The organism is Streptomyces sp. NPDC015171, from assembly GCF_043079545.1.
Taxonomy (GTDB): domain Bacteria; phylum Actinomycetota; class Actinomycetes; order Streptomycetales; family Streptomycetaceae; genus Streptomyces.
Map to the genome: position 1 here is coordinate 51,604 of NZ_JBIBUO010000023.1, position 22,797 is coordinate 74,400.

Annotated in this window: 16 protein-coding genes and 2 pseudogenes; 7 read left to right on the forward strand and 11 right to left on the reverse strand. The window is 67.4% G+C overall.

Annotated elements, in window-relative coordinates:
• Window positions 1–381 (reverse strand): annotated as a pseudogene (locus tag ACF073_RS37125) (hypothetical protein); the annotation flags it as partial.
• Window positions 382–481: 100 nt separating this feature from the next.
• On the reverse strand, window positions 482–2,551 hold the full coding sequence (locus ACF073_RS37130) for a TIR domain-containing protein (RefSeq protein ID WP_392075902.1): 2,070 nt from the start codon (window positions 2,549–2,551) through the stop codon (window positions 482–484).
• Between the two features lie 345 nt (window positions 2,552–2,896).
• On the opposite strand from ACF073_RS37130, the gene ACF073_RS37135 reads away from it, so the two are divergent.
• Window positions 2,897–3,628 carry a hypothetical protein gene (locus ACF073_RS37135; RefSeq protein WP_392075903.1) on the forward strand — a complete coding sequence of 244 codons (732 nt, stop codon included), beginning with the start codon at window positions 2,897–2,899 and terminating at the stop codon, window positions 3,626–3,628.
• Between the two features lie 245 nt (window positions 3,629–3,873).
• On the opposite strand, the gene ACF073_RS37140 is transcribed toward ACF073_RS37135, so the two are convergent.
• The 3 genes from ACF073_RS37140 to ACF073_RS37150 are packed head-to-tail and all read right to left on the reverse strand — an operon-like array spanning window position 3,874 to window position 11,149.
• Entirely contained in the window at window positions 3,874–6,618 is a 2,745-nt protein-coding gene (locus ACF073_RS37140; protein ID WP_392075904.1) for a pPIWI_RE module domain-containing protein, read from the reverse strand.
• Window positions 6,619–6,659: 41 nt separating this feature from the next.
• Complete coding sequence (locus ACF073_RS37145; protein ID WP_392075905.1) at window positions 6,660–9,953, reverse strand: hypothetical protein; 3,294 nt, start codon at window positions 9,951–9,953, stop codon at window positions 6,660–6,662.
• A complete protein-coding gene (locus tag ACF073_RS37150) occupies window positions 9,941–11,149 on the reverse strand; it encodes a hypothetical protein (protein WP_392075938.1) in 1,209 nt (402 codons plus the stop codon). The genes ACF073_RS37145 and ACF073_RS37150 overlap by 13 nt, the downstream gene beginning before the upstream one ends.
• Window positions 11,150–11,326: 177 nt before the next feature.
• Here ACF073_RS37150 and ACF073_RS37155 point away from each other — a divergent pair, with 177 nt between their 5' ends.
• On the forward strand, window positions 11,327–11,689 hold the full coding sequence (locus ACF073_RS37155) for an STAS domain-containing protein (protein ID WP_392075906.1): 363 nt from the start codon (window positions 11,327–11,329) through the stop codon (window positions 11,687–11,689).
• Window positions 11,690–11,778: 89 nt separating this feature from the next.
• Window positions 11,779–12,420, forward strand: coding sequence for a carbonic anhydrase (locus ACF073_RS37160; protein ID WP_392075907.1), 642 nt, complete (start codon window positions 11,779–11,781; stop codon window positions 12,418–12,420).
• Between the two features lie 212 nt (window positions 12,421–12,632).
• On the opposite strand, the pseudogene ACF073_RS37165 reads toward ACF073_RS37160, so the two are convergent.
• Window positions 12,633–13,157 (reverse strand): annotated as a pseudogene (locus ACF073_RS37165) (L-threonylcarbamoyladenylate synthase); the annotation flags it as partial.
• Window positions 13,158–13,867: 710 nt separating this feature from the next.
• On the opposite strand from ACF073_RS37165, the gene ACF073_RS37170 reads away from it, so the two are divergent.
• The 3 genes from ACF073_RS37170 (at window position 13,868) to ACF073_RS37180 (ending at window position 16,679) form a co-directional block, all read left to right on the forward strand.
• On the forward strand, window positions 13,868–14,119 hold the full coding sequence (locus ACF073_RS37170; protein ID WP_392075908.1) for a hypothetical protein: 252 nt from the start codon (window positions 13,868–13,870) through the stop codon (window positions 14,117–14,119).
• Window positions 14,120–14,193: 74 nt separating this feature from the next.
• Window positions 14,194–15,081, forward strand: a complete 888-nt coding sequence (locus ACF073_RS37175; protein ID WP_392075909.1) for a helix-turn-helix domain-containing protein — start codon at window positions 14,194–14,196, stop codon at window positions 15,079–15,081.
• 1,076 nt (window positions 15,082–16,157) lie between these two features.
• Window positions 16,158–16,679, forward strand: coding sequence for a hypothetical protein (locus tag ACF073_RS37180; RefSeq protein WP_392075910.1), 522 nt, complete (start codon window positions 16,158–16,160; stop codon window positions 16,677–16,679).
• A 131-nt stretch (window positions 16,680–16,810) separates the two neighbouring features.
• Here ACF073_RS37180 and ACF073_RS37185 read toward each other — a convergent pair whose 3' ends face one another.
• From ACF073_RS37185 to ACF073_RS37205, 5 genes are all read right to left on the reverse strand, one after another.
• A complete protein-coding gene (locus tag ACF073_RS37185; protein ID WP_392075911.1) occupies window positions 16,811–17,662 on the reverse strand; it encodes an HNH endonuclease in 852 nt (283 codons plus the stop codon).
• Window positions 17,662–19,254, reverse strand: a complete 1,593-nt coding sequence (locus ACF073_RS37190; protein ID WP_392075912.1) for an AAA family ATPase — start codon at window positions 19,252–19,254, stop codon at window positions 17,662–17,664. The genes ACF073_RS37185 and ACF073_RS37190 overlap by 1 nt, the downstream gene beginning before the upstream one ends.
• 323 nt (window positions 19,255–19,577) lie before the next feature.
• Window positions 19,578–19,859, reverse strand: coding sequence for an STAS domain-containing protein (locus ACF073_RS37195; protein WP_392075913.1), 282 nt, complete (start codon window positions 19,857–19,859; stop codon window positions 19,578–19,580).
• A gap of 148 nt (window positions 19,860–20,007) precedes the next feature.
• Entirely contained in the window at window positions 20,008–20,412 is a 405-nt protein-coding gene (locus tag ACF073_RS37200; RefSeq protein ID WP_392075914.1) for an STAS domain-containing protein, read from the reverse strand.
• A gap of 417 nt (window positions 20,413–20,829) precedes the next feature.
• Window positions 20,830–21,117, reverse strand: coding sequence for a hypothetical protein (locus ACF073_RS37205; protein WP_392075915.1), 288 nt, complete (start codon window positions 21,115–21,117; stop codon window positions 20,830–20,832).
• A gap of 427 nt (window positions 21,118–21,544) precedes the next feature.
• On the opposite strand from ACF073_RS37205, the gene ACF073_RS37210 reads away from it, so the two are divergent.
• Window positions 21,545–22,534 carry a hypothetical protein gene (locus tag ACF073_RS37210; RefSeq protein ID WP_392075916.1) on the forward strand — a complete coding sequence of 330 codons (990 nt, stop codon included), beginning with the start codon at window positions 21,545–21,547 and terminating at the stop codon, window positions 22,532–22,534.
• Window positions 22,535–22,797 lie beyond the last annotated feature (263 nt).

The following is a 22,797-nucleotide window of genomic DNA, read 5'->3' on the forward strand; positions in this document are numbered from 1 at the left end:
CTTTGCCAGCTTCTTAGTATAGCCGACACCATGCGACAGAATGGTCAATTTACCTTGAAGAGTGTGTAGTTGTCCTCCGAAGCTGGCGGAGACCGCCAGATCGACCGGCATCGAACGGGCCTGTTCCCACGGCACCACGGGGAGCTCCAGCTCAGCGAACAGCTCGGGGAGTCCCGCCCGAAACGCGGAAGACTCGGTGGAGGTCACGAGCAGCTGTACACGGAAGTCGTCACGGAACAGCGGTAGGACGTCCAGGAGGCGTCCGGCGGAGGTGACGTTGTGCGCTACCAGCAGTACGTTGCGGCTGGTCGACCGGCTGGTCCACAGATGGGAGTCCTCGCCGACCGGCACCCTCACCGCCAAGGGATCGGCTGACCCCACCCGTCACCTCCTGCTGGCTGTGCAGCGTTCTCGCTACCGTGGATCACCCTAGCCGTGTTGTCGCAGTCGTCTGCCCCCGGTACGCGGAGGGCAAGCAAGATCAACTGCTGCCGGACTCGTCGATGGTGAGATCGATTCCGCACAGTCCGCCGAGTTGGTGAGCGATGTCCTTCAGCGGAGTGCGCAGATCTTCCAGTTCGGCGCGGAGTGCGGCCGAGCGGGGCCAGTTCTGTTCGTGTTCGATGGGACTGGTGTCGGTCGGGCGCTGGGCTTCGTGCTGCTGGAGGGCAGGATGCCATCGGCTCAAGAAAGGGCGCAGGTGCCGGTTGAGCAGGGTTGTGGCGATGAGCGGGAAGTCAGAGGTGGGGGTTGCGGTGAGCGCGATGCCGTGCAGAGTCCCTCGGGTGAACTCGAAGAGGGAGTGCAGCGATGTCAGGGCCTCACGGAGGGATCCTTGTCCCGGGGCGAGTTGCTGGTATCCGACGCGGGTCACCAGTTCCACTTGGAGGTTGTATGCGGCCGTCCGCTCCTCCTCGCGTGGAGAGGCCGGACCGAGATCGAGCGCCCCGGAGAGAGGCGAGTGATGGCGGTGGGTACCGGAAGGTGTCTCCGGCGTGGCGGTGGGGGAGGCCAGGTAGTACAGCAGGAATCGTCGAAGGTCTTCCTGCCGGCCCGGGTCCAGGTCGTGTCGGCGTACGGCGCGGGCCACGAGCGGGTGGATTCCCCAGGAACGCGTCGTCATGGGTTCGGGCAGTAGCTGCCCCTGTCCAAGCAACTGCTCGATGGCGAGCCGGACACCGGCCGGGGTGCCTTGGCGGTCGTTGTCGCTCCCGAGTATCGCTTCGATGGCGGTTTCGGACAGTGGAGCAGGACAGGCAAGCGCCAACAATCGTAGGACGTCGTCGTGGAGCTGGTCCCCCGTCAGGGGCGACGTGAACGGCGTGCTCTCGCATACGTTTTTGGCGTCTGTCGGGGCGAGGAGATCCGAGCGCAGGCTGTGGAGGCGTCGGCGGAGTTCGGTGAAGTCGCTGTGGGCAGCCCGGTCGGCCAGCGTGTTGAGCGCCTCTGGATGACCTCCCACATCGTGAATCAAAGCGACTGCCGCCGCCGATTCTGCCGCGTCGCGGGGCGTCCGCACGAAAGTGAGCAGGCGCAGAGCGTCCTGTTCGGGTAGTGGCATCAGGTCGATGGCGGGCGCGAAGGCGGGGTGGAGTAGAGAGCGAGTGGTGACGAGGGTGGAAGTGAGGAGGTGGGGGCCGCGCAATAGGTGTAGGTCCTGCTGGCTGAGGCCGGACGGTATCCCGTCGACCACCCACAGGCAGGGGTGCCCTCTCTCGCCCATGATGACGGCCAGGCGGCTCAGCAGCATGGGGAGGGTCGACCCTCCGCTGTTCAGCCCTAGAGCAGCACAGGCCGTGGCGACCTGATCGGCGTATTCGGACATCGCCTGTTTGGAGCCTGCGTCTCGGGCGGTGTGCAGGTCGAACCAGAACACACCGCCGGGGAAAGCCGGACCGAACCGGAGAGCGTACTCCTGGGCGAGGACCGACTTGCCGATGCCCGCCATGCCTCGGACCTGAACGATTCTGCTCGACCGTCCGGGCATCAAGGGAGTCTGGTGGGAGAGGAGGCTGCTGTGGATCAGCCATTGCTCGGAGAGCCGGCCGGTGAACCGGGGATTGCCGACATGGGCGGGGGCAGGCAGCCAGTCGGGGCCCGACGAAGGCGTTGCCCGATGACTCATGGCGGTATCGAGTCCGGACACGTACACGGACACGCGGTCCGTCAGCTGCCGCAGAGATTCTCCCGACGCCGGCCACGGCCAGTGCCTCGCGTCCCGTAGCTCGACCGGATGGACATGATCGGCACCTGCCTCCGGATTGACGACGAGGACCCGACGGAGAGGGTCCCCCTCGCGCTGGCCTGCCACGAACGCGTAGGTGAGCTCCCATTGGCAGGCGCGTCGCCCGGGGTAGTGCGAAGAGTAGAGGGCCAGGAGCACCTTTGATCGCGACAGCGCATCGGTGATCGAGCCGGTGATGGATGAGAAGTCCTCGATGGCGGCATCGTCAACAAAGACGCGCAACCCCCGGGACTGGAGGCTGGCGGCGAGCACACCAGCCCTGTGTCTGTCCGCACGTGCGTAGCTCAGGAAGACGTCCCACTGCACGGACTCCGCACCCGCGGATTGCGGATTCATCGGGTGTCCGGCCTTTCTGTGTCAGCGTTTTTGCGCCATTCCAGACGGCCCAGAGTCCGATGTCGGCAGTGATCACCCCAAATCAGCGGGGGGGGGGGCAGGGAGCAAGAGGCCAGGTGGGGGCGCCCCCGCTGAACCTTCCAGATCGTCGTCACCTGCCCATCATGCCTCCACGGCCGGCCCACCTGCCGTCGTGTCCTCCGGGCAATGTCGCATTTTCGGCATGGGTCGATACCAGGTGCACCCGCCGGTCTACGCTGGAGCCCGAAGATCGCTATCGGGGCAGGGGGAGCAGTGATCAGGAAGACATCGGCTGTGGCCGTGTCGGTCTTCGTCGCCGCCGTGATCGGGTGGGGCGTCGGAAGTCTCACCTACAACATCAGCAAGGCGGGTGGGCAGGTCCAGTACGCCGCCGCCGGCGCAGCGGCCGGTGCTGTGGTTATGGTGGGTGCCCTGCTCCTGCGGAAGACGAGCCTTGCGTCTGCCACGATCAGTCATCCGTTGGGCGACCTGACCTTCGTCGTCGCACGCGACAAGGCCGAGGTGGCCTGGCAGATCTTCCACGAGGCCGCCCGGCGTGTCGTGGCCCAGCCACTGGATGCGGAAGAGGGACATCTGCGGGAAGCGCTCACTTCGATCTACACCTGGATACAGTTCTCGGCCGAACTGCTCCGGCCAGAAGGACCGGCCAAGACCGCCAAGCCTGGAGCAAGGTCCGTGGAGCATCTCTGGTACGAGATGTACAACAGCCACCTCCGACCTTTCCAGGGATACTGGCACAGGGCGCTGACCGAGTTTGAGAAGACGCATCCCGAAGCACCGGAGTCCTCCTGGGAGCGGGACGCGGAGTGGCGCTACGAGCTTCGGGAGCTCCAGCGCTCCCTCCGCCCCTATCTGGAGGGGCTCGCCGAGCTGGCGGGCGTCAGCGAGGTCGAGCGGTTCCTGGGGGCGAATCCCCAGGCGCTACCCGTTCCCGGATCGGGCCGCGCGAACGTGCCGGAGGCGCGACTTACGGAGCCGACGGACGCTGCCGGTGATTCGGCTTGATCGATGCTAGTTCGTGCCGGCCCTCGCACGCTGGTGAGATCAACGATGTGTACGCCAAGTATTCGTGGTTCTTCTCGCCCAACGTGTTCGCTATTGCCTCCGCGCACTGCCACTGACAATCGGTTGGCGATCTCCGTTCCAGGTGTCGCTCGCGCCAGTTGGTCTCTCACCCCCTGGTAGACCGAGTCGAGTTTTACGTGCCGATTCCGGTATGCCTCCGCCGACACGCTCGGTCAGCGGAGTGATCAACGGGCGTCGATGTACCGGCCGGCAAGGTCAGCAAGGTGCAGTTGCGCGGGGAGGCGGGTCGGGACGGTGGTGTGCAGGTGGGCGGTGCGCAGCGCGTGGACGTACTGGGCCCAGGCAGCCGCGTCGGTGTCTTCCGGTTGAAGGAGGGGCAGGGCGATTTCCAGGGCTCCTGGGTTCCAGGCTCGTTTGGCGGCGGCGCGCGGTCGAGCGGGGTCGAACTTGTCCAGGCCGATCGGTGCCTTGGCCTGGACTGGTTTGGGTGCGAGGGCGTAGTAGAGCCGCTCGTGGATCTCGAAGAGGCCGGACGTGATTCCGTAGGGGCGGTCGTCGTCCTGGGCGAAGACGTGCGGTACTTCGCGAGCGCTGTCTCGGGGGATGACGCGGGCGATGCGGAGGCCGGGGCATTGGCTGGGCAGGCGTACGCCGAGTCGGGCCAGTGGCTGCTGCACCGCCATGTCCTCCGCGTTCATTTCTGCGCTCTCGCGGGGGTCCGCGCCGGGCAGGACCAGGACGTCACGTCGCATGTGCTGGGTCTGGAGCCAGGCCCAGCCGCGGCTACGCAGGTTCCGGCCGCCGACGAGCAGCAGCCTGGGTGTGGGGTCGTCGAGGATCAGGGCTCGGCGCAAGAATTCGGTGTACTCGCTGTCGGCTCCCTTGCCTCGAGGAAGACGTCCACGGCCGGTAGCGAGTGCCAGATGCAGGTCGCTGTAGGGCATGGGGGGCATGCCGGGAAGGAGGGTGGTGAGGGTGCCGTCAGGGCGGTGGCGGATCAGGATGGGGATGGCGCCGCCGCGGATGGGTTCGTACCACAGCGCCCAGACTTCGATCGGTGCGCCGGTTGGGGAGGTGTGCGGCGCGGGGACGTGTCCCAGTTGGCGCAGAGCGTCCCGGATGGCGTTGGCAGCTCGGGGCAGGTCGCGGTCGGCGGCTGTCTCCTCGGTGTCTTCCGGCGGGAGCTGGATGTCGGGGTCCAGGTCGTCGTTCGTGGCCTGGGCGGCGTTGACCACGTCGTCCGCGTCGAGGAGCTCCTCGTCGTTGATCTCCTCGGTGGCCGCGGTGTCTGTGGCGGTGACGGGGCGGAGGAACTGGGTGACACGGTCGGCCTGAGCGAAGCCCTTTCGCAGGGTGGTCTTCGGGTCGGCGATGTCCTTGCCGGTGAACGCTCGGGGACCGTCGAGTTCGATGAGGGACGCCGTGTGCCCTGTGCCGGGAGAAGTGCTTGGCGTATCCCGGTGCGGCAGCGACGCGAGACGGGTCCGGATCTTCTCAAGGCGCTGCTGGGCCGCGATGGCCGTCCGGGCGGCTTTGCTCTCCTGGCCCTCGGGCAGGCGCAGGGCGGCGGCGAGTTCGCCGATGTCGTGGAAGCTGACCGACAGGGTCAGGGATCCGTCGTTGAAGGACCGAGTGGACGCTTCGGTCGTTGGCGTCGGGGTCAGCGCGAGGCCGTGTTTGTTGTCCTGGAGGGCATTGAGCAGTACCCGGCGGGTGGTGTCCGTCTGGTTCCAGAACTCCAGCTGGTAGCGGCGCCCTTCCGGGGCGAGGCGCGGGCTGGTGCTCCGGCCACGCGGTCGCCGGCGTGAGTAGGTCTGGGCGGGGGTCAGGCCGACGGGAGCGAGCGCGTTGGTGACGGCTTCGAAGAGCTGGTGGTGGTTGATCGGCATGAAGCCCGGGTTCACGGGGTGATCACATGTCTTGGCGTTCTGCCGGCGGCCGTCAGGAGGTGGCGGGCTTTGAGGGCGGAGCATCCGCATGCCGCTCTGATACTGGATGGCGGCGTAGGGCAACCGGTCGTCTTCCCCGTCAGAAGCGCTGTTCGGCTCGCCGTTGTGGGGCAGGTACCGGAGCGGGTCGCCGAGGACGTCGGGGAGTGCGGGGTGCGGGAGCTGGCTCAGGCGGGTGAGGAGCTGTTCGAGGCCGTTGGACCACATCCAGCGGCCGCGCCAGGTGCCGGGGACGCGCAGGAAGGTGGGGCGCTCGCTGGGACGAAGGATGCCGCCGGGGCTCAGTAGCCAGGCGTGCAGGTTGAGGTTGGGGGAGAAGCTGAGCGGCAGGTGGAGCCAGCGGTGCAGTAAGAGATCGATATGGATGCGTGGCTCGGGCTCCTGCCAGGCGGTTTGGCCGCCGATCCGTACGCCGAGCGACCAGGGGGCGTCGCCGTTGCGGTCGGGCATCCACCGCGGTGGCCACTCCACAACCTCTCGAGGACCATCGAGCGTGGGGCCGAGCACCAAGTGCCGCGGGGACGACCCGGAGTGCAGCAGGGGCAGGCCGGCCTCGGCGAGGTGCGCCGCGAGCATACCGGGCAGAATTTGGAAGAAGCCGCGCGTGGGTGCCGCTGTCCCGTTGGGCGCGACCGTCCAGGCGGTGACGGGGACGTCCTCCGTGTCGCGGGTGCGTTCGAGGTCGTCGGGGTCCAGGAGCTGGTGCCAATCGATGCGCGGACGGTCGGCGGTGACGAAGACGCCAGCCCAGGTCGCGACGACGGTGTGGACGACGACCGTGGGTACGGCCTCGGTGGAGGCGATCCAGTACTTGTCCTGGTCGCCCAGCCCCCAGTTGGCCACGTCCACGACGTTGCGGTCCACGGCGCGCAGGAGGTCGGCGAGAGCGCGGACCGGCAGGTCGTCCCGCGTGTGGCGCGGGCGGTACTGGCTTCGTAGCAGCCGCAGCCAGCGGGAGGGAAAGCGCAGCGTGTCCAGCCGTCGTGGTGGCAGCGTGCCCTGCTCGATGCTGCAGGTCATGCAGGCGATGCGGGGGTAGGGTTGCGGCTTCGTCGTGACGGTCACTGTTCCCAGTCCATGTTCTCCAGGCACTGCAGCATCAGCTCGTAGAGCACCTCGGCGGCAGCGCGATCACGTTCGTCGACCGGCTCGCTGGGCCGGATCTTGTCGCGCAGGGCGCGTTCCATGGCAACGAGGATGCTCGTGTTCGCGGTATCCGCGGCGGTGTCGTGGCGCGCGTGTCGCGGCGCGAAGGCGGGATCACAGAAGTACACCTCGACCGGTTGGCCACCGCGGATGCACCGGCAGATCGTCTGCCACATCGAGGTGATCGAGTTCCACACGAACGCGCGGTGCGCCCGGCCGCGTAGACGGCGGAAGACCACCGGCCGGCCCACAAGGAGGTGCCAGTCCATGCGGCTCTCTTTGCGCAGTTCAGCGGCTGCTCGGGCGATCGACGCGGGCGCGAGGGCGGGGTGGAGCAGCTTGGCCATCGAGGAGCGGTTGGACAGGCCCATGGCCAAGTCCAGCTGGTCGGGTGGCGGATGCTGGCGGCTGAGGAAGAACTCGGCGCCGAAAGCGGCCACACCATCGGCGTTGAGCACGTTGACGGCGCGTTCGATCGACAGCTGGGCGGCCGTGAGAACGTCGTGATCGCTCAGCCCGAAGCGGTGGACGTCACGACGCTGGATGCCGTGCGGTCCCGGTGTCTCCGCGTCCTTCACGACGTGCTGGGCGGTGAAGGCGGTGCCGCGCACCAGGTACTCGGCCGTGGTGCGCGCGTCGTTGCCGCTCTGAGCGACCAGCAGGGCCTTACGGCGTTGTGGGGGCAGCCGTTCCAGCACACTGGCGAGTAGTCCTTCCCGGCCGCCGGGCGGGGCGACGGAGGCCGCGATGCCGCGTACGGCTTCCTGACGCTCGTCGCCGAGGCGTCCCGAGGGTGAGACCAGCCGTCCGTCCGGGGTCCGGGCGGGGCGAAAGTGGAAGCGGCTGCGTGCGATCGCCTCGCGATCCTCGTCGGGCTCGCGCAGCAGGAAGTCGACGGGAACGTCCACGTGGTAGGTGGCCGAGTCTCCCGCCCAGCTCGTCGCCGAGAGCAGGAGCACGTTGGGTCCCTCGATGCCTTCGGCGGCCAGCAGGTCGTGCATGTGGTGCAGCAGCCAGCGGCCCACACCGCGGACCCAGAAGATACGCAGGTCGCCGCTGCCGGCCCGGTTGTCCAGCCACTGGAAGGCGAGCATGTTGCCCTGCAGGGCCTCGGGCACGAAGGCGTCGTAGTCGCTCGGCGGCCGGCTGCTCCAGAACTCCTCGTCCCGCGAAAGCCCCAGCAACGGCTCCACCGCTGGGCGGATGGTCGCCATCCTGAGATACGAGCTTCCCAGAAGCGAGGTGTGATAGGCGGCGCGCAGCAGGCGGCGCGCGAACGGCAGGTATCTTCCCAGCTTGCGCTCCGCGTCGGGGCCGCCCGCCGCCCTCGCGTGCTCGATCAGCCAGGCATCGACGCGCTTGCGCAGTTCCTCCTCCGAGAGCGCGGGGTTCTCCAGTTCCGGGACGATGGCCTGGAGAGGGCCCGTCACCGGGTCGAAGGTGTGGAAGACGAACGTCTCGAAGTTCTTCCGGTAGTACTCCAGCGCCTTTTCCTCCTGCTCCTGCGGTCCCTCGCCGTTGGGGCTGAGGCCGTGGAGCAGCCGCGCGAGGTCGTTGAAGAGGGAGTGGCCGGAGAAGTAGGTCTCGTGCAGGTGTTTGCGCAGTCGGGCGCTGCCGCCGTCCTTGTCGGGCTCGAGCAGGGTGTTGTACAGCAGATTGACCTCGTCATCCGCCTTGCCCTTGAACCGGTAGTACTCCATCGCGCGGCGGTCTTCCAGGGGTCGGCGGCCGGTCGCGCGCAGACTGTTCTGAGCCGTGATGACCTCCTGGTCCCACCAGCTTCCGCCCTGCGCCACCAGCACCTGGCTCTGCAGGAACTCGTCATCCAGGGTCTGCTGGACCTTGTCCGCCTCGTCCACGATCAAAAGGTCGGCCCAGTGCTGCACCGCCTCCAGCCAGCGCAGACGCGCGTGGACGGGTTGGGCCCAGCTGACCAGCAGCGCCTGCGGGGTCGTCAGCCACACGTCCGCGCCGGCCATTTCCTGCTCGGCCCGGTGGACCGGACAGATGGCCAGCAGTGGGCAGTTGTACTGCTTGTCCTCCGCGTCGAGCAGCTTCTCCCGGCAGGGGAAGTCCTTGACCGGTAGCGGCGGGCGCTTGCCACCCGGCGCGTCGCGGAACGGCTCCAGGAGACAGTTGCACGACACGTAGTCCGCGGCGACATCGGCGACACTCGGGAAGGCAGGCGCATGGTCGGCGAGCACCCCGCGCCAGTATCCCGACGCATGTGTGAAGCGGCTTCCCGCTCCGAAGATCGGAACGGCCCTGACGCCGAGGGCCCGAAAGAGGGCCGTCTTCTGCAGACAGTCGCTCACCGATGGCAGTACGAGGACCACGGTGTGTCCCCGCCTGACCGCGGCGTACGTACCGATCAGCGCGTAGCTCGTCTTGCCGCTGTTCGGAAGGCCGATACCGTGCACCAAACCGCGCACGCTGCAGCCGGTGGGCTTGGTGCGGAACCTCGACATCTCAGGCGACCACGGCTGGAAGGCGACCTTCCGCAACCGACCCGCGAAGTTGCGTTCAGGGATGTCCAGCCGGTTCGCCAGCACGCGATCCATCCTCTGTGCCGCTTGACGCAGCATCCTCGGCGTCAGGCGCACCGGGCGTCGCCGTCGTGCGGTGAGCAGAGGCAGCGAGCGAAGCTCCACCGGGATCTCGAACTTCGGGATGGCGACCACTTCATCGGAGCCCGTGAAGGAGTTCGTGAACCGGTACACCTCCCCGGGCTCTGCAGCCCGGGTGACTCGCGGAGGCGCGTAGGGCACAGGCCGGTCGAGCACCGCTCTGTACAGCTCGAAGCGGGTGGCGAGCGCCGCGGGATCCCGCATCCGGTACCGGACCGCTGCCGCCTCTCCGCCTTCGCTCTGGCCGCGTATCGGCAGCCTCCGGAAGGCACGCAGCCGTTCCGACAGCTTGTCGTACTCCCCGAGGCTTCGCAGCCAGCGGCTCCCCGACCGGTACCGCCCCAGCAGCAAGCCCAGACGGTGCAGCCGGCCGGCCATCACGGCGTCGCCGGGGCGCGGGACGATGTAGTGCGACAGCATCGACCACAGACAGTCCACTGGCTCGTCGGGGAAGTGATCCGCCATAAAGGTCAGAGCGAGCTCGACGTCGAAGAACTCGCGTTTCTGCAGCGGCCGGACCGCGTCCTGCGAGATGCCCTCGGCTTTCGACAGGTCTTCGTACCAACCCGTCACCTCGCGCATGAGCCACCGCCTTGCCGAGCCAGTGCGCGCCTGATCTCCGTCAGCAGCTGCTTCTCGGTGACCACCTTGAAGGGGCGTGCTGGATCCGTGCGGCCGGCGAGCTCCGTGCGCAGGTCCGTCAGATAACCGGGGACCTGGGCGCGGTGCTCCGGCACCACGAGAAACCGCCGATCACATTCGGGCTCGATGGGCCACTTGAACGACCTGGCCAGAAGAACCGGGCTGGCCCAATCCTTCTCGTCCGTGCCCCACAGCTCCTTCCGCTTCCCTCGTGGGACGCGGAAGGACACATCCAGCGCGTCGGGCTGGTCCGGGCCCAGCCACAACTCCGGCTCCAGCCCCAGCGCACGTACCTTCTCGTAGACGCGCAGTTCGAACACGCCAGGGTCATGAACGAACCGACGGGCACCACGGTGGAGCACCCAATAGAAGCCCAGCGTGGGCAGATGCAGGATCTTGGGGCTGGTGTCACAGTTCGGTGTGCCGCAGCTGTGGCTCCGGCTCCCCCGGGCCTGGAACAACGGAACGCCGCACCGCGCGCACACGGTCAGCGTCACGCCGTTCTCCGCCGGCCGCCGCTCATACGCTGTGCGCACGAAGTCCATCACATACGGTTCGCCGGCCGTCGGCCCCGCCGGCAGTTCCTGCTGCAGCGCCCGTACCTCCACGTCGCTGATCACCGGCCGCTCGATCACCAGGCGGCGCATTCGCACGTAGATCCGCCAGGCACCGCGCCCTTCGCGGGCATTGGCCTCCGCCACCAGCAGTAGCGCTTGGTGCACGCGCTGCTCGGCGATGTGAGCCTCTGGATCACCCCAGGCGCCCCGCACAGCCTCCTCGGCGAACTCGCTCGGCTCGTCGTCGTCCAGCAGACACACGTCGGCGTCGGCCGACGAGAGAGTCATCCGCAGCGGCCACCGGCCCAGCGGTACCCGGCATAGCTCCAGCACTGCGTAGTCGTTGCGCGGTGGCTCAAGCCCTGCCCAGAAGAACCGCCACCACAGACGAGTGACCGCCTCCTGCCAAGCTCCTGGCAGACCGGTGTCCCGCCTCTCCGCCCGGGACAAGGGATGACGCGGCTCTCCAAGGCCCTCCAGCCGCCGCTTCATTTCGACGAGGCCGTGGGACAGCAGTGCGAGCAAGATGTAGTCGTCCTCCCACATGGCCGCGCCGCGCTCCGGGCCGGCCTCGTCCACGCTCAACGCAGGCACACGTACACCCCCTACCACTAGCCTCGCGCCAAGTAACTGAACTATTACAGAGGGTGGTCAAGCGTTGTTGTGGTCTGCCGGAACTCCTTCCAACGGGTGACGTAGACCTTTCACGTCCATCGTGCGTCCCACCCCCGCCCTTCGCACGGTGGGGAGAACGCGATGACCGCAGAGCCCTCAGTGCAGGCGAGGACGTCGGGGCCGTGCCTGACCGTGCAACTGGTCGGGGAGATGGACTATGAGACCGCCCCGTTCTTCCGTGAACGTCTCGTGGAGGAGATCGCGCCAGGTCAACCGTGTGTGGTGCTCGACCTGTCGGCGGTCAAGTTCTGCGACTCGGCCGGGCTGAATGTGCTGCTGTGGGCCTGGCAGCAGGCGAAGAAGGCCGACGCCGTGCTGGTGCTGGCCTGCGTGCCGGCGACGCTGCAGCAGATGCTGGCCATGACCGGGGTCGACACCGTCGTGCGGGTGTATGGGACCGTCACTGAGGCCGAGGACGAGCTGGTGGTCGGCGGCGGGGCCTGACCTGACCCGTCACGCAGCCTCCGGCTCTGCCTCACCGGCCGGTACCACCAGGCGGTGCGACGACGGATGGTGGCTCGTAGGCTTCCGCCATGACCGAGATTCACACGCGTACGCCCCGCGACGCCTTTGAGCTGCTCATGGCCGGTAACCAGCGCTTCGTCTCAGGCACCCCTGAGCACCCGAACCAGGATGCAACCCGCCGTGTCGAGACGGCGCCGTCCCAGCAGCCCTTCGCGGTGCTGTTCGGGTGTTCCGACTCCCGGCTGGCCGCCGAGATCATCTTCGACCGCGGCCTGGGTGACTTGTTCGTGGTGCGCACCGCCGGGCACGTCGCCGGTACCGAAGTGCTCGGCAGTATCGAGTTCGGAGTGAGCGTCCTCAACGCGCCGCTGGCCGTCGTCCTCGGCCACGACTCGTGTGGCGCGGTCGCCGCGGCCTGCTCTGCCCTGGAGAACGGACAGACACCGGCGGGCTTCGTCCGTGACGTTGTCGAAAGGGTGACGCCAAGCGTGCTGGCAGCCCGCGCCGCCGGACGCGAGACGGCCGAGGAGGTCTTGGCCGAGCACATCGAGCACACCGTGGACCTGCTGCTGGAACGCGCCCACGTCCTGGCCGAGCGGGTGGCCGCCGGCCGCCTCGGTGTGGTGGGCCTGTCTTACCGGCTGGCCGACGGCAGTGCGCAGCTTGTTTGCGCCCGCGGCCTTGATGCGCCGGTTTCCGCCGCCTCCTGACCGCCCAGCTCAAAGCCGACCGCTCGCCCTCCCCCGCGCTCCGCGCCGACCTGGCACAGGCCAGGTGCTGCTAGGTGTGCCGGGACGTGGAGCCTGACGACGAGGGGAAAGCGCGGCTAGGCGTAGCAGTGGTCGCTCTGCCGAGTCCGTGACGCATCCGCCCGGTCCCCCCGCTCGAAGAGAGTGAAGGGCACAGTGCCGGCCGGTGCCCTTCACACAGTGGGGCGGGGACCTGCGGCGCGGCGGAGCCGGTTGGCGATCGCCAGTCCCACCCCCTCCACCGCCGGCAGGGAGGCGACGATGAGGTCGCACCCCTGCCGGTCGAGTTCACGCAGGAACCCATACAGGCGGTGCGCGTAGGTGGCCATCGATGCGGGAACCTGCACCACGGCGTGCGCCTTCACTGGAGCGCCGACGAATGCGGCAGGCAGGAAGACGCCCACCTGGTGCCCCAGCTCATGAGCGAGTTCGGCTTCGGCGACGACCTTCTCGGGCTCGACGAGGACGACCCGCGCGCGCGGCGCGTAGTGGGACGGATGCTGGCCGGGAACCCGAACGTGGCTGGTCGAGGGGACCGCGAGTGGGTGCCCCAGCACCGCTTCGAGCTCCTCGCGCATTACCCCGCCGGGGCGGAGGATGGTCGGGATCTCGCCGGTTGCGTCGACGATGGTGGACTCGACGCCGACCTTGCAGGGGCCGCCGTCCAGCACGAAGTCGACGGCGTCGCCGAGTTCGGCACCCTCCCGCCGGCGCTCAAGAAGGCGGGCCAGCCGGCCCATCACTTGGATGACAATTCGAATATTCATTCTCGGGGCACGATCATCCTTGTAGCCCTGTGGTGCGCTGATCCCTGTTTCCCGCCGGATCCAAGGCCGCCGTCGGCGCCACCACGGCCCTGACCACCGATAGCGGCAGCACCCCCTCCCAGCCAAAAGGCGCATACCAGCAGCACCGTCTCCACGGACGTCCAACCCCGCGATGACGGTATCGGACCACCCGCGGCTCTCCTCGCCGGCCATGCCTCATCATCCACGCGATGTCGGCAGACCCGGCCGCGGACACTCCGCGTGCCCGACAACACCAAGCCGCTGCCCAGTGTGCCGTTCAGCTGCCGGGCTTCTGGTTTTAGCTGTCACGCCGAAGCGCAGCGCCGCCCGCTGCCCGGTGCAGGCCATACGTGCGGGCCGCCAGCGCAATGCCGCCCAGCATGCAGCAGCGCTGGGAGCTACCTCCCTGCATTCGACGCGACTCAGTCGGAACGTGGGCGTCAAGGCGGCAGGAGGTGGTGCTCGGGATCGATCCCGCGAAATAGCCCGCCCGCAAGTATGCGCAAATCACGGGCCGCCCAACTGGTCGAGTGTGCAAGTATCCGCAAGCCCCTGGCTGTCACGGTACGCGATCACCCACCCTCGAAGGGTCAACACCCCTCGGTCATATGGAGGTTTTGGTGGCGCTGCACCTGCTGTGCAAGGACCCCGAGAGCCCGAACAATGGTAGCCCAACCCTCTATTACGATGACGAAACGGGCAGCTACCTGCTCCAGTCCTGGAAGGTCGATGACCCGTCCCGGCTGCAGTCCGTCGTGATCCCCGAGCACGAGACGGTCGTGGAGTTCCCTGCGCGCCTGCTCGCGCTCTTTCCTTCGTGGGAGGACATGCCGCACAGAGCCGCAAGCGAAGCAGTGCGCAAAACCCCCTAAAGACTGTCGGGCTTGGGTGAGAAGGTCATTTCGATGCTTGGAGGCAGCGTGGCGGAACACTGCACACTATCCGCATGCCTACCTCCTCAAGCATCCGAGAGGCCCGACTTGCCCTGGGGCAGCAGTTACGGGCGCTGCGCCTCAAGCATGGTCTCACCGCTCGTGAACTGGCCCGGCTATGCGGGTGGCACGAGTCCAAGTGCAGTCGCATCGAAAACGGTCACGCGGCAGCCTCACCCAAGGACATCGAAGCCTGGAGCCGAGCGTGCGGCGAGGAGGCTGCCGCGGCAGAGCTCATCGACGCGGCGCGCGACATCGAAGGCAAGCACGTCGAATGGCGAGTCATGGAGAGGGCCGGCCTCAAGCAGGCCCAGGAGAGCGTGCTGCCTTTGTGGGAACAGACGCGCCGGTTCAAGGCTTACGCGCAGAACCTCATTCCGGGTCCGCTGCAGACGCGGTCATACACCAAAGCGGTCCTTGCCGGTATTCGCGAGCGACGCGGGCTGCCAGACGACGTGGATGCCGCGGTTGCCACCCGCATGGACAAGCAGAAGGTCTTGTCCGAGGGCGGCAAGCGGTTCGCCATCATCCTGGAGGAATCGGTCCTCTACCGACGGGTCGGCCCGACGGAGGTCATGGTCGAGCAGCTCAGCCGCCTACTGGAGGCCAGTGTCGTCGCGTCTGTGAGTCTGGGGATCATCCCCATGGACGCCGAGCGAAGCGTCATGCCGCCCGTCGAGGACTTCTGGGTGTTCGACGACCGCCAGGTCAACGTCGAACTCGTCTCGGCGTTCCTCACCATCAAACAGCTCGGTGAGGTCAAGCGGTACCTCGACGACTTCACCCGGCTGACCGAGCTCGCCCAGCACGGTGGGCCCGCCTTCACCCTCATTGCTGCGGCGATCAGTTCTTATGCCCGCTCGCCAGGTAAACCTGACCGGACGGGCCCCGACACGAGATAGAAGGAGAGCCGGGGTTGCAACAGCCCAGGTGGACCCGTCAACGCGACAGCCGCTTCCGCACACCCGAAAGGCGAGATCGCCTTTACGGGAGAGAACGGCCCGTCGCGACCATCGCCACCCTGGGCTTCGCAGCCTTGTGCGCCGTCGGCTTGGCCTGGTTGGGCGCATTCACATCGGATGGCGCGGCGGAGAAACAGGACAGCGGCGGCACAGCGGACATGGCCCGGTTCCTCGCTGACCTCAAGCGGTACCGACCCGCGGGAGAGTTACCCGTACGCACCGGAATGTCCCACGCAGGTTTGCCCGCGACCGTCTCTTTGGACCCAAGCAGAGGCCCCCAGCGCTATCGCATAAACTTTGAGTGCGTTGGCGCCGGCCAGGTAGCAACTACCGCCGTAGGCACAGACGGAACCCGGCGCCAATACCCGATTTCATCCTGCCAGAGCGGTGTTGCCTCACTGGCCGTCGACGAGGCAAGCGTTGTCGTCATCGAGCCGCTGAACGAACGGGCGCGCATCGTCTGGGCCTTGGTGCAGATCCGTAACGCCCACGGAGCCGACGCCACGGCCACGAACGACGGTTCCCAGACTCAGAACAACCAGATTCCCTGAGCGCTTGCGCAACGGGAATTAGCTCATGCAGCCAAGTGCGTGCTGCCCAGTGAGGACCAGCTAAAGCGCGGTTAGCGGAGATCGCCGGCACGCCGCAGAGGGGCTGAACGGCCGGTGCTGAAACTGACGCGTGTCTGTCCCACAGGTGCCGTTACGCGTTCCGTTCGCTTTGTGACCTGCGCCGGGCCGCCGCCCGGCCCGGGCATCCTGAGACTCGGGCAGCAATGGCCGCCAGGGTTACAGGACCTCCGGCGTCCGATTCCTCCAGCCTCGGTGAAGCTCCCCTCGGGCCTTGGGAGAAAATCGTCCACAAGGGGATGCATGGAGCGCGGGCTGAGGCGGGAAGTGATGCCGCCGGAAGGGGGACACATGAAGAACCGGTTCGCTGGTGGCTGTACGAGGTGTTCCGTGCTGGTGTGGCCGGATGGCGGTTTCCTCCGCAGGGGTGACGACAGGAGCTGGGAGGTGTGGTGCGCGACCTGCCAGCGCGTAGACGAACTCGCCGAGTCGGGCGACTTCGACCCGGAGCAGCCCGAGCTGCCGGCGGTGTCGCCGCTCGGCTGCGCACCTACCGTCGACCTGCGCGTGCTGGGCATGACGAGGGCGTGCTGGAAGTGCGGCGAGGACACGTTGTGCCTGATCGGGCTGTACCCGAACCAGCCTTCACGCGGCTACGTGGGACTGCACACCACGGACAACGAGAAGACGATGGCGTTGTGCCAGCGCCTGGCGGAGGGCAACGGCCGTCCTGAGCTGGCCGTCGGCGTCAAGAGCCGGTACAGCCGGACCCTGCGCGAGCGGGAGCTGGCCAACGGCTGTCGGCACTGCGACGCGCTTCAGGGGAACTTCCCAGTGCACGAGGAGGCCCTGGGCCGGGTCGCTGCCGGCGGGGTGGACGGCCTGGACACGCTGCTGGTCGTCGGCTGCCCCGTGGTGGAGTGGCATGCCGTCATTTACGACTTCGGCGGCGGCGTCATCGCCATCTGATCGCCTAGGCGCGGGCGTCGAGGGGCACGGCCCTCTTGGCACGCCGGGCGTCATGCGTGACGAGCTGTCCACAGACCTTCACGTCAGCGGTCCAAGGGACCTGAGGGCGTGGCTGTGGCTGCGCTTGTGCGTCAGTCGTCCCATTCGTTGAGATACCCGGATTTGACGTACCACGGGGTGGCCGCCAGGGCTCGGTACAGGGCTGCTTGCCAGGAGTTCCGGTTGCCGTAGCTCGCGGCGCGGTCCTGGAGTTCGGCAACAATCGCGCGGTACGGCTTGCCACGTAGGTAGTCGTTGAGGGCGGCCAGCTCGGTGCCGACCTGGGCGGCGTAGAGCTTGGCGAGTTTGAACATGTCGAAGTGCCGCTGGACACGCTCGGTCAGGGGTGTGGGCCAGTCGGGGTGCGGGGTGACGAAGAACGTCACGCCCGGCTCGGGTGGCACGGTGAGGCGGGCGGCGAGCCACACGTGATCGGTGACATCGTCGAAGTACGGGTGGAGGGTCTGCTCTTCGGCGCTGGCGGGGGACGCTTCGCCCTTGGCGTGGTTGCACGCCATGCAGGCGGGAACGAGGTTGGCCGGGGTGACCGAGAGCAGCGGGTACTTCTCCTTGGGGAGTTGGTGGTCGAGGGTGTTGGCGAAGCCGTGTCCGCACAGCGGGCAGCGGCCCCGGCGGGCGCCCTTGAGTAGTTGGTTGTAGATGTCCCGGCCGACGCTGCCTTTGCGCGCCATGCGGGAGGTGTAGCACCCGGTGAGCTTTTTGTTGTCGTTCTTGTTCGGGTCGTTGCCGTCGGGCAGTTTCCTCAGGTGTTGCAGGTTGTGCAGGGCTGCGCTGGCGGCTGCCTTCTCGTACTCGTCCGCCGCGGTGGCGATGTCGCCTTCGAGTTCCTGGAGGCGTTGTTTGACCTTGGCCGGGCGGGCTTTGGATATGCAGGTGGTGTAGACGGTGCGGGCGTCGAGGTCCGGCGGGGGCAGAGGCCACATCAGGACATGCCCTCCGGTGCCCAGGCGGCATCGCCGTGGTCGCGCAGGGCGATCAGTGAGCGCGTGATGATGCGTGCTTCGGCCCCGAGCCGATGGTGGAACCGGTCCTGGATGCTTTCGTACGATTCGCCGCAGTCGACGAGACTGCTGAGTTCGCGGTGGAAGCCGGAAGCGGTGACCTCCAGTCCAAACACTTCGCGGGTGAGGACGCCGACATTCTCGCCGAACGTCTCGATTCCCGGCCGGTCTGCCGCCATGAGGTCGCCGTAACGGCGCAGCTTCCAGACACAGTCGGCCGGCACCTCCTGCAGGACGACGGGCGAGTGGGTCGCGATGATCGCCAGTCCGTTGCGGTCGGTGAGCAGGTCGGACAGGACCCGGATGAAGGCGGACAGCAGCGGCGGGTGCAGGTGGGTCTCGGGCTCGTCGATGATGACCAGGGTGCGCTCGCCGACGTGCTCCACCAGCCGGGTCACGGACAGCAGGACGACCTTGTGGCCGGCGCTGAGCCCGGCGAACAGCTTGCGGGCCTTGGCGCGGCGGCGGCTCGGGCTGGCTGTGGTCTGGAAGTCCTCCAGCCAGCCCTCCTCCAGCAGCCCGCTGCCGGCGTAGGTGAGCGTGCGCAGGGCGTTGAGCCAGCGGTAGCCTTGCTCGCCGGTCAGGCACGCCTCGACGCTGTCGGCGAAGTCCCGCTTGAGCTGCCACTGTGACTTCATCCTGGGGGCGCGCGTGCCGCTGGAGGGGACCCGCAGGCCGACGTGGGTGGCGGGAAACGACTCGTCGTCTTCCGGGAGGGAGGGCAGGTCGTCGAAGGCGCTGAAGGAGACGCTGACGAGGTTGGCGAAGGAGCGGCGCTGGCCCCGGTCGTTCTCGATGATGCTGCCGACCGCTTCGCGGTCGGCAGCTGGATCGGCGACTGCGCGGGCAAGGCGGTTGAGGAGCACCGATTTGCCGGCGCCGTTGCGGCCGGTGAGGACGTGGATGTTACTGGAGGGCTTCGTGCCCGGGACGACGTCGAAGCCGAGTTCCAGTCCACCTCCGCCAGCGGCCGGGGCAGGTGCGCGGTAGACGACATGGAACGGCGCGACACGGTCCCCACCGCGGGCGATACGGCGGAATTGTTCCTCGACCACGGCAGGTTTCAGGAACCGCCACAGGGAGGTCCGCGTCACTTCTTCACCACGGGCGGCTTCGAGAATGTGCTCGTCGTAGGCCATGTCTCGAAGGCCACCGAGGACGCTCAGGCGTATGTCGTCGCCGAGCTGACGTAGCCGTTCGTAGTACGTGTCGTCTTGGCCGACCGAGAAGAAGTTGTCACTCAGCGCGGTGAAGCGGTCGGGCAGGACCGTCCCACCGTGCTCGCGCTCATCCATGCCGAACTCACCGATCTTGACGGCCCCGATGTCATGCCGGTTGCCTTCGGAGTCGACGATCCACAGATTGAACAGGGTGCGGTAGCCCCGGTCGTCCCAGCCGTCCTTCTCAAGCACTGCCCAGGGACGTGGGCCTCCGGCCTGGTGGTGCCCGTTTCCGTAGATCACAACGAACTGCACGGCGTCGTCCCCGCTCCTTCCATCGGCTTCACCCGCCACTCCGTACGGATCTGCCGATCCTAGTCGGGGCTGTTCAGGGGCAGTCGCCGGCCTTCCGGGTGCGACCCGCGATGGTGCGAGCACTCAGCGGGCGGCGGGGTGGCCGGCGGCATTCCTCGCGCTGCACTCGGTGCCGTGCGTTACCGGGGGCCAGGTGCGAACGCAGGGCGTCATTGACGACCCGTTGCTGAGAGTCGGGCGCTGAGCAGTAGTGGGTCCCGATCAGGCCGCACACCGGGGCTGGCGGCATGCGGGACGCCGTCAGCCGCTCAGGGCGGCCTCGGTGTCGGTGTCGAAGATCCGAAGGACCTGGTCGGCTCCGGTCATCGCCAGGATTCGGCGAAGGTGGTCCGGGACGCAGGCCAGGACCAGAACCACTGCTGCCTCTCTGCCTCCCGACGGGCTCCCAGCAGCACATTCAGGGCCGCCGAGTCGCAGAACGACACGCCTGCCAGGTCCAGCACGATGGCCCGCTCTGCGCGATCGATCACCTGCGCCGGCCGCCCGCGCAGCTCGAGCTGGGTGACGTAGTCCATAGTCCCGGCCACCTTGGCCACCAGGCAGGGGCCCGACCCGGTCGTTTCGACCGAGGGGAGATCTTTCACAGCGCCTGCCCACCCGCTTCGTCCGGGACCTTGAGAATGCCGTCAAGCGTATCTTTTAAAGCCGTCCGACACCGCCCCAGGGGCTCACGAACCTCGTCAGTGCGCGGGGGGAATCAGGACAGCTGCGATTGAGCCGGGTGGTCGCTGGTCAATCATGGGGGTGCGGCCAGTGGGCCAGGCCGTCGGACACGGGGGCGATGTCGGTTGCCTCCTGCGGCGAGTCATATAACTCGTAGATCTTGTACAGGCCGCAGATCTTGAAGACCCGCAGTATTCGGCGGGTGGGGCAGGCGATATGCAGGGAACCCTGGTGCTCGCGAATTCGTTTGGTGATCTTGACTATCTCGGCCAGCCCGGTGGAGTCCATGAACGGCACGTGCAACAGATCCAGGACGAAATGACGGTGGCCCTGACTCAGCAGTTTGGTCACGGCCTTGCCGATAACGGGCGAGGTGTAAACGTCGGCCTCACCGTCGATCTCAAGTACGGCCCAGCCGTTCACCACGTGGTAATGGACGACGAGGCGCTCGTTTCCCATGACGTTCGTGTGCATGGCCGTCCCCTCTTCGCCTCGCTGGACGGCACAGATTCCCGCGGCGGCGTCCGGGCGGACATGCTCGGACGTCTGCGGAGCCGCCTGATTCCATCCAAGACGCCGGGCCGCTGATCGCAAGCTGGCGACTGCTCGTCGTCACTGTGCCTCGATACCCCGTGGCGAGCGGTGGCGCCGGGCCCAGCCGTTTCTAGAGCGCGGTGGGATGTGACCTGCGGTGTTGACGAGGCCGTGACCGCGGTGGGAGATCAGTGTTGATTGGGGCGACGCGCGGACTCCGGTGCGGCGGTTCTCCATCCCTTCCGGCGTAGGGCTGGAGACCGGGCACCGGTGACCGCACTGTCATGGCAGGTGGCTCCTGGCCCCGTCCCCCCGGGGGGTCCAGGAGCCATCGACGTTGTGGGGCGGGCGCCGCAATCAAAATGGTGGTCGTCCTTGCCCGATGAAGGACACCGACAAGAGTGCGTCGTCGGCGCACGGGATGGCCTCAAAGGGGTGGATCACGCGTTCCTTGCAGTCGGGGAGTCGGAGGCACACTGCATCGGCTCCGCGAAGCTGATCAATCAGCGAGAGGGAGAGCCGACGCAGGATCCCACCCCACTTCATCTGATCGCCCGGGAGGAGGAGACCGAGGTCCACCTCTACCGCCACTTGCTGATCGCCGACGATCAGTGTGGCGTCCGTGCAGTAGATCAGACGTCCCATCGTCCCCCGCTCGCCCTCATGGCCTTGGCTCAGCGCAGTAGGCGACGGCATGAAGCGTTTGCAGCCTGTTCTCCCCGGCCGCTGCCGGGCAGCCCTCGCGGCAGCGGCCGGAGATTCCATGCGAACACCCTTCGGTTTGCCCGAATGCCTCGATTCATGCCGTCGGCCTCCGACTGTTCGGCCACGCCGTACATCAGCGACTCGGCTCCCTGCATACGGCGCTCCATCCGGTCGGCGGCAGCTGGCTTACCGCTCGGTCATCCAGGTCTGGGTGACCGGACAGAACCGCTGTGCCTCCTGGCTGGGAACCGCAGGTGTCACATGGTGCGTCTGTGGCTCCACCACTATCCGAAGGGGAACGCCCGTGCCGTTACCGGTGACTCCAAGCCGCCTCCGCGCCTTCTTGCGTCATTCACATCGCCGGGCCGTGGAGGAACGCATAGCTAAGGGCCGGGCGGCCATCGGCCGTTTCGCAGACCTGCCAGACGTGGAGTGGGAGGCGATCCGGGCTGCCTACCAGCGCCCGCCGCGCAGCGTCCTCGGCTCATACCGGGCGCTCGCTGGCGAGATGTTGGTGGTGGCCTTCATCACCGCGCTGGTGAGTGGCTGGTTCGCGGTAGCTACTACCAGCTGGGATATGGCACAGAAGGGGCGCGGCCAGGTCACACACGCTGATTGGGTGGCGGTTGCGTACTTCACCGTGGTGGTGACCGCGGCCAGTGTGTTCGGACTGGTGATGCGCCGGGTCAGCAACCTACGCCAGGGGGTGCCGGCCGTGGCGAAGGACGAAGTGCTCAGCGCCGCCCTCGCCGTGCTGCCCGCCTGCGCCGAGGTGGCCAGCGCATCGGCCGGGCACGGACGGCACACCGCGCTCGGCACCTTGCACGAGCTGCTGGGGACGCTGAACACCGCGCTGGCCAAGAGCGCCCGGCGCTGCAATCGGATCTCCCACTTCACTGCGAATCGGCGCCAGGTGATCGCTCACACCCGCAAGGTTCGGGTCAAGCTCCTTGCCGAAGCTGATCAGCTGACTGCCGACCGCGCGACGGCCTCCGGAAACCTGGCCCGTTTCGTCGTGCACATCGCCGTGGCGCACGCCCGCAGCGAGCACAGCGCTCTGCTGCCTGCCGCCGACCTGCCAGCTGACCCCGGCGCCTCCACCCCGATCGGCCCATTTCCGAAACGGCTTCTCGTCCTTCCCTCGCTGGCGGCCACGCTCACCCTGACCATGCTGGTGATGTTGGGCACCACCGACGCCGCCCTGGTCTTCGCGCCGCTATCGATGTTCCTGATGACGCTTCTCGCGCTGCTCACCACGACCGGGAACCTTGCCTGGCTGCGCGCCTTGACGGGCGTCGTCTTCGCCCGAGAGAGCCCCGAACCGAATAACACGCCCACTTCCCCCAGTGGCGGATAGCAGCACTCGATGGACTGGACGATCGTGGGTCTGCCTGTCGGAGCCGCGGCCAGGACACCTCGACGTACGGTGCGACGCCCTCCGTCCCAGCCGATACGGCCAGGTAACACCCCCAGCGTGCTCACCCCTTCACGACAAGATTCACTGCCACAGAAGCCGAAACGACTGTATTCGATGTAAAACGCCTCGGTTGGTCTAGGATCCGCGACTTCGTGAGCACTGCCTCCTGCGGAGACGCCCGAATCCCGACGCATTGAGCCGAA

Excerpts from the sequence above, each read along its gene's own strand:
- ACF073_RS37140 (WP_392075904.1), bottom strand. The coding sequence starts at position 6,618 with ATGACCTGCAGCATCGAGCAGGGCACGCTGCCACCACGACGGCTGGAC.
- ACF073_RS37145 (WP_392075905.1), bottom strand. The coding sequence starts at position 9,953 with ATGCGCGAGGTGACGGGTTGGTACGAAGACCTGTCGAAAGCCGAGGGC.
- ACF073_RS37155 (WP_392075906.1), top strand. The coding sequence starts at position 11,327 with ATGACCGCAGAGCCCTCAGTGCAGGCGAGGACGTCGGGGCCGTGCCTG.
- ACF073_RS37160 (WP_392075907.1), top strand. The coding sequence starts at position 11,779 with ATGACCGAGATTCACACGCGTACGCCCCGCGACGCCTTTGAGCTGCTC.
- ACF073_RS37175 (WP_392075909.1), top strand. The coding sequence starts at position 14,194 with ATGCCTACCTCCTCAAGCATCCGAGAGGCCCGACTTGCCCTGGGGCAG.
- ACF073_RS37185 (WP_392075911.1), bottom strand. The coding sequence starts at position 17,662 with ATGTGGCCTCTGCCCCCGCCGGACCTCGACGCCCGCACCGTCTACACC.
- ACF073_RS37200 (WP_392075914.1), bottom strand. The coding sequence starts at position 20,412 with ATGCACACGAACGTCATGGGAAACGAGCGCCTCGTCGTCCATTACCAC.
- ACF073_RS37205 (WP_392075915.1), bottom strand. The coding sequence starts at position 21,117 with ATGGGACGTCTGATCTACTGCACGGACGCCACACTGATCGTCGGCGAT.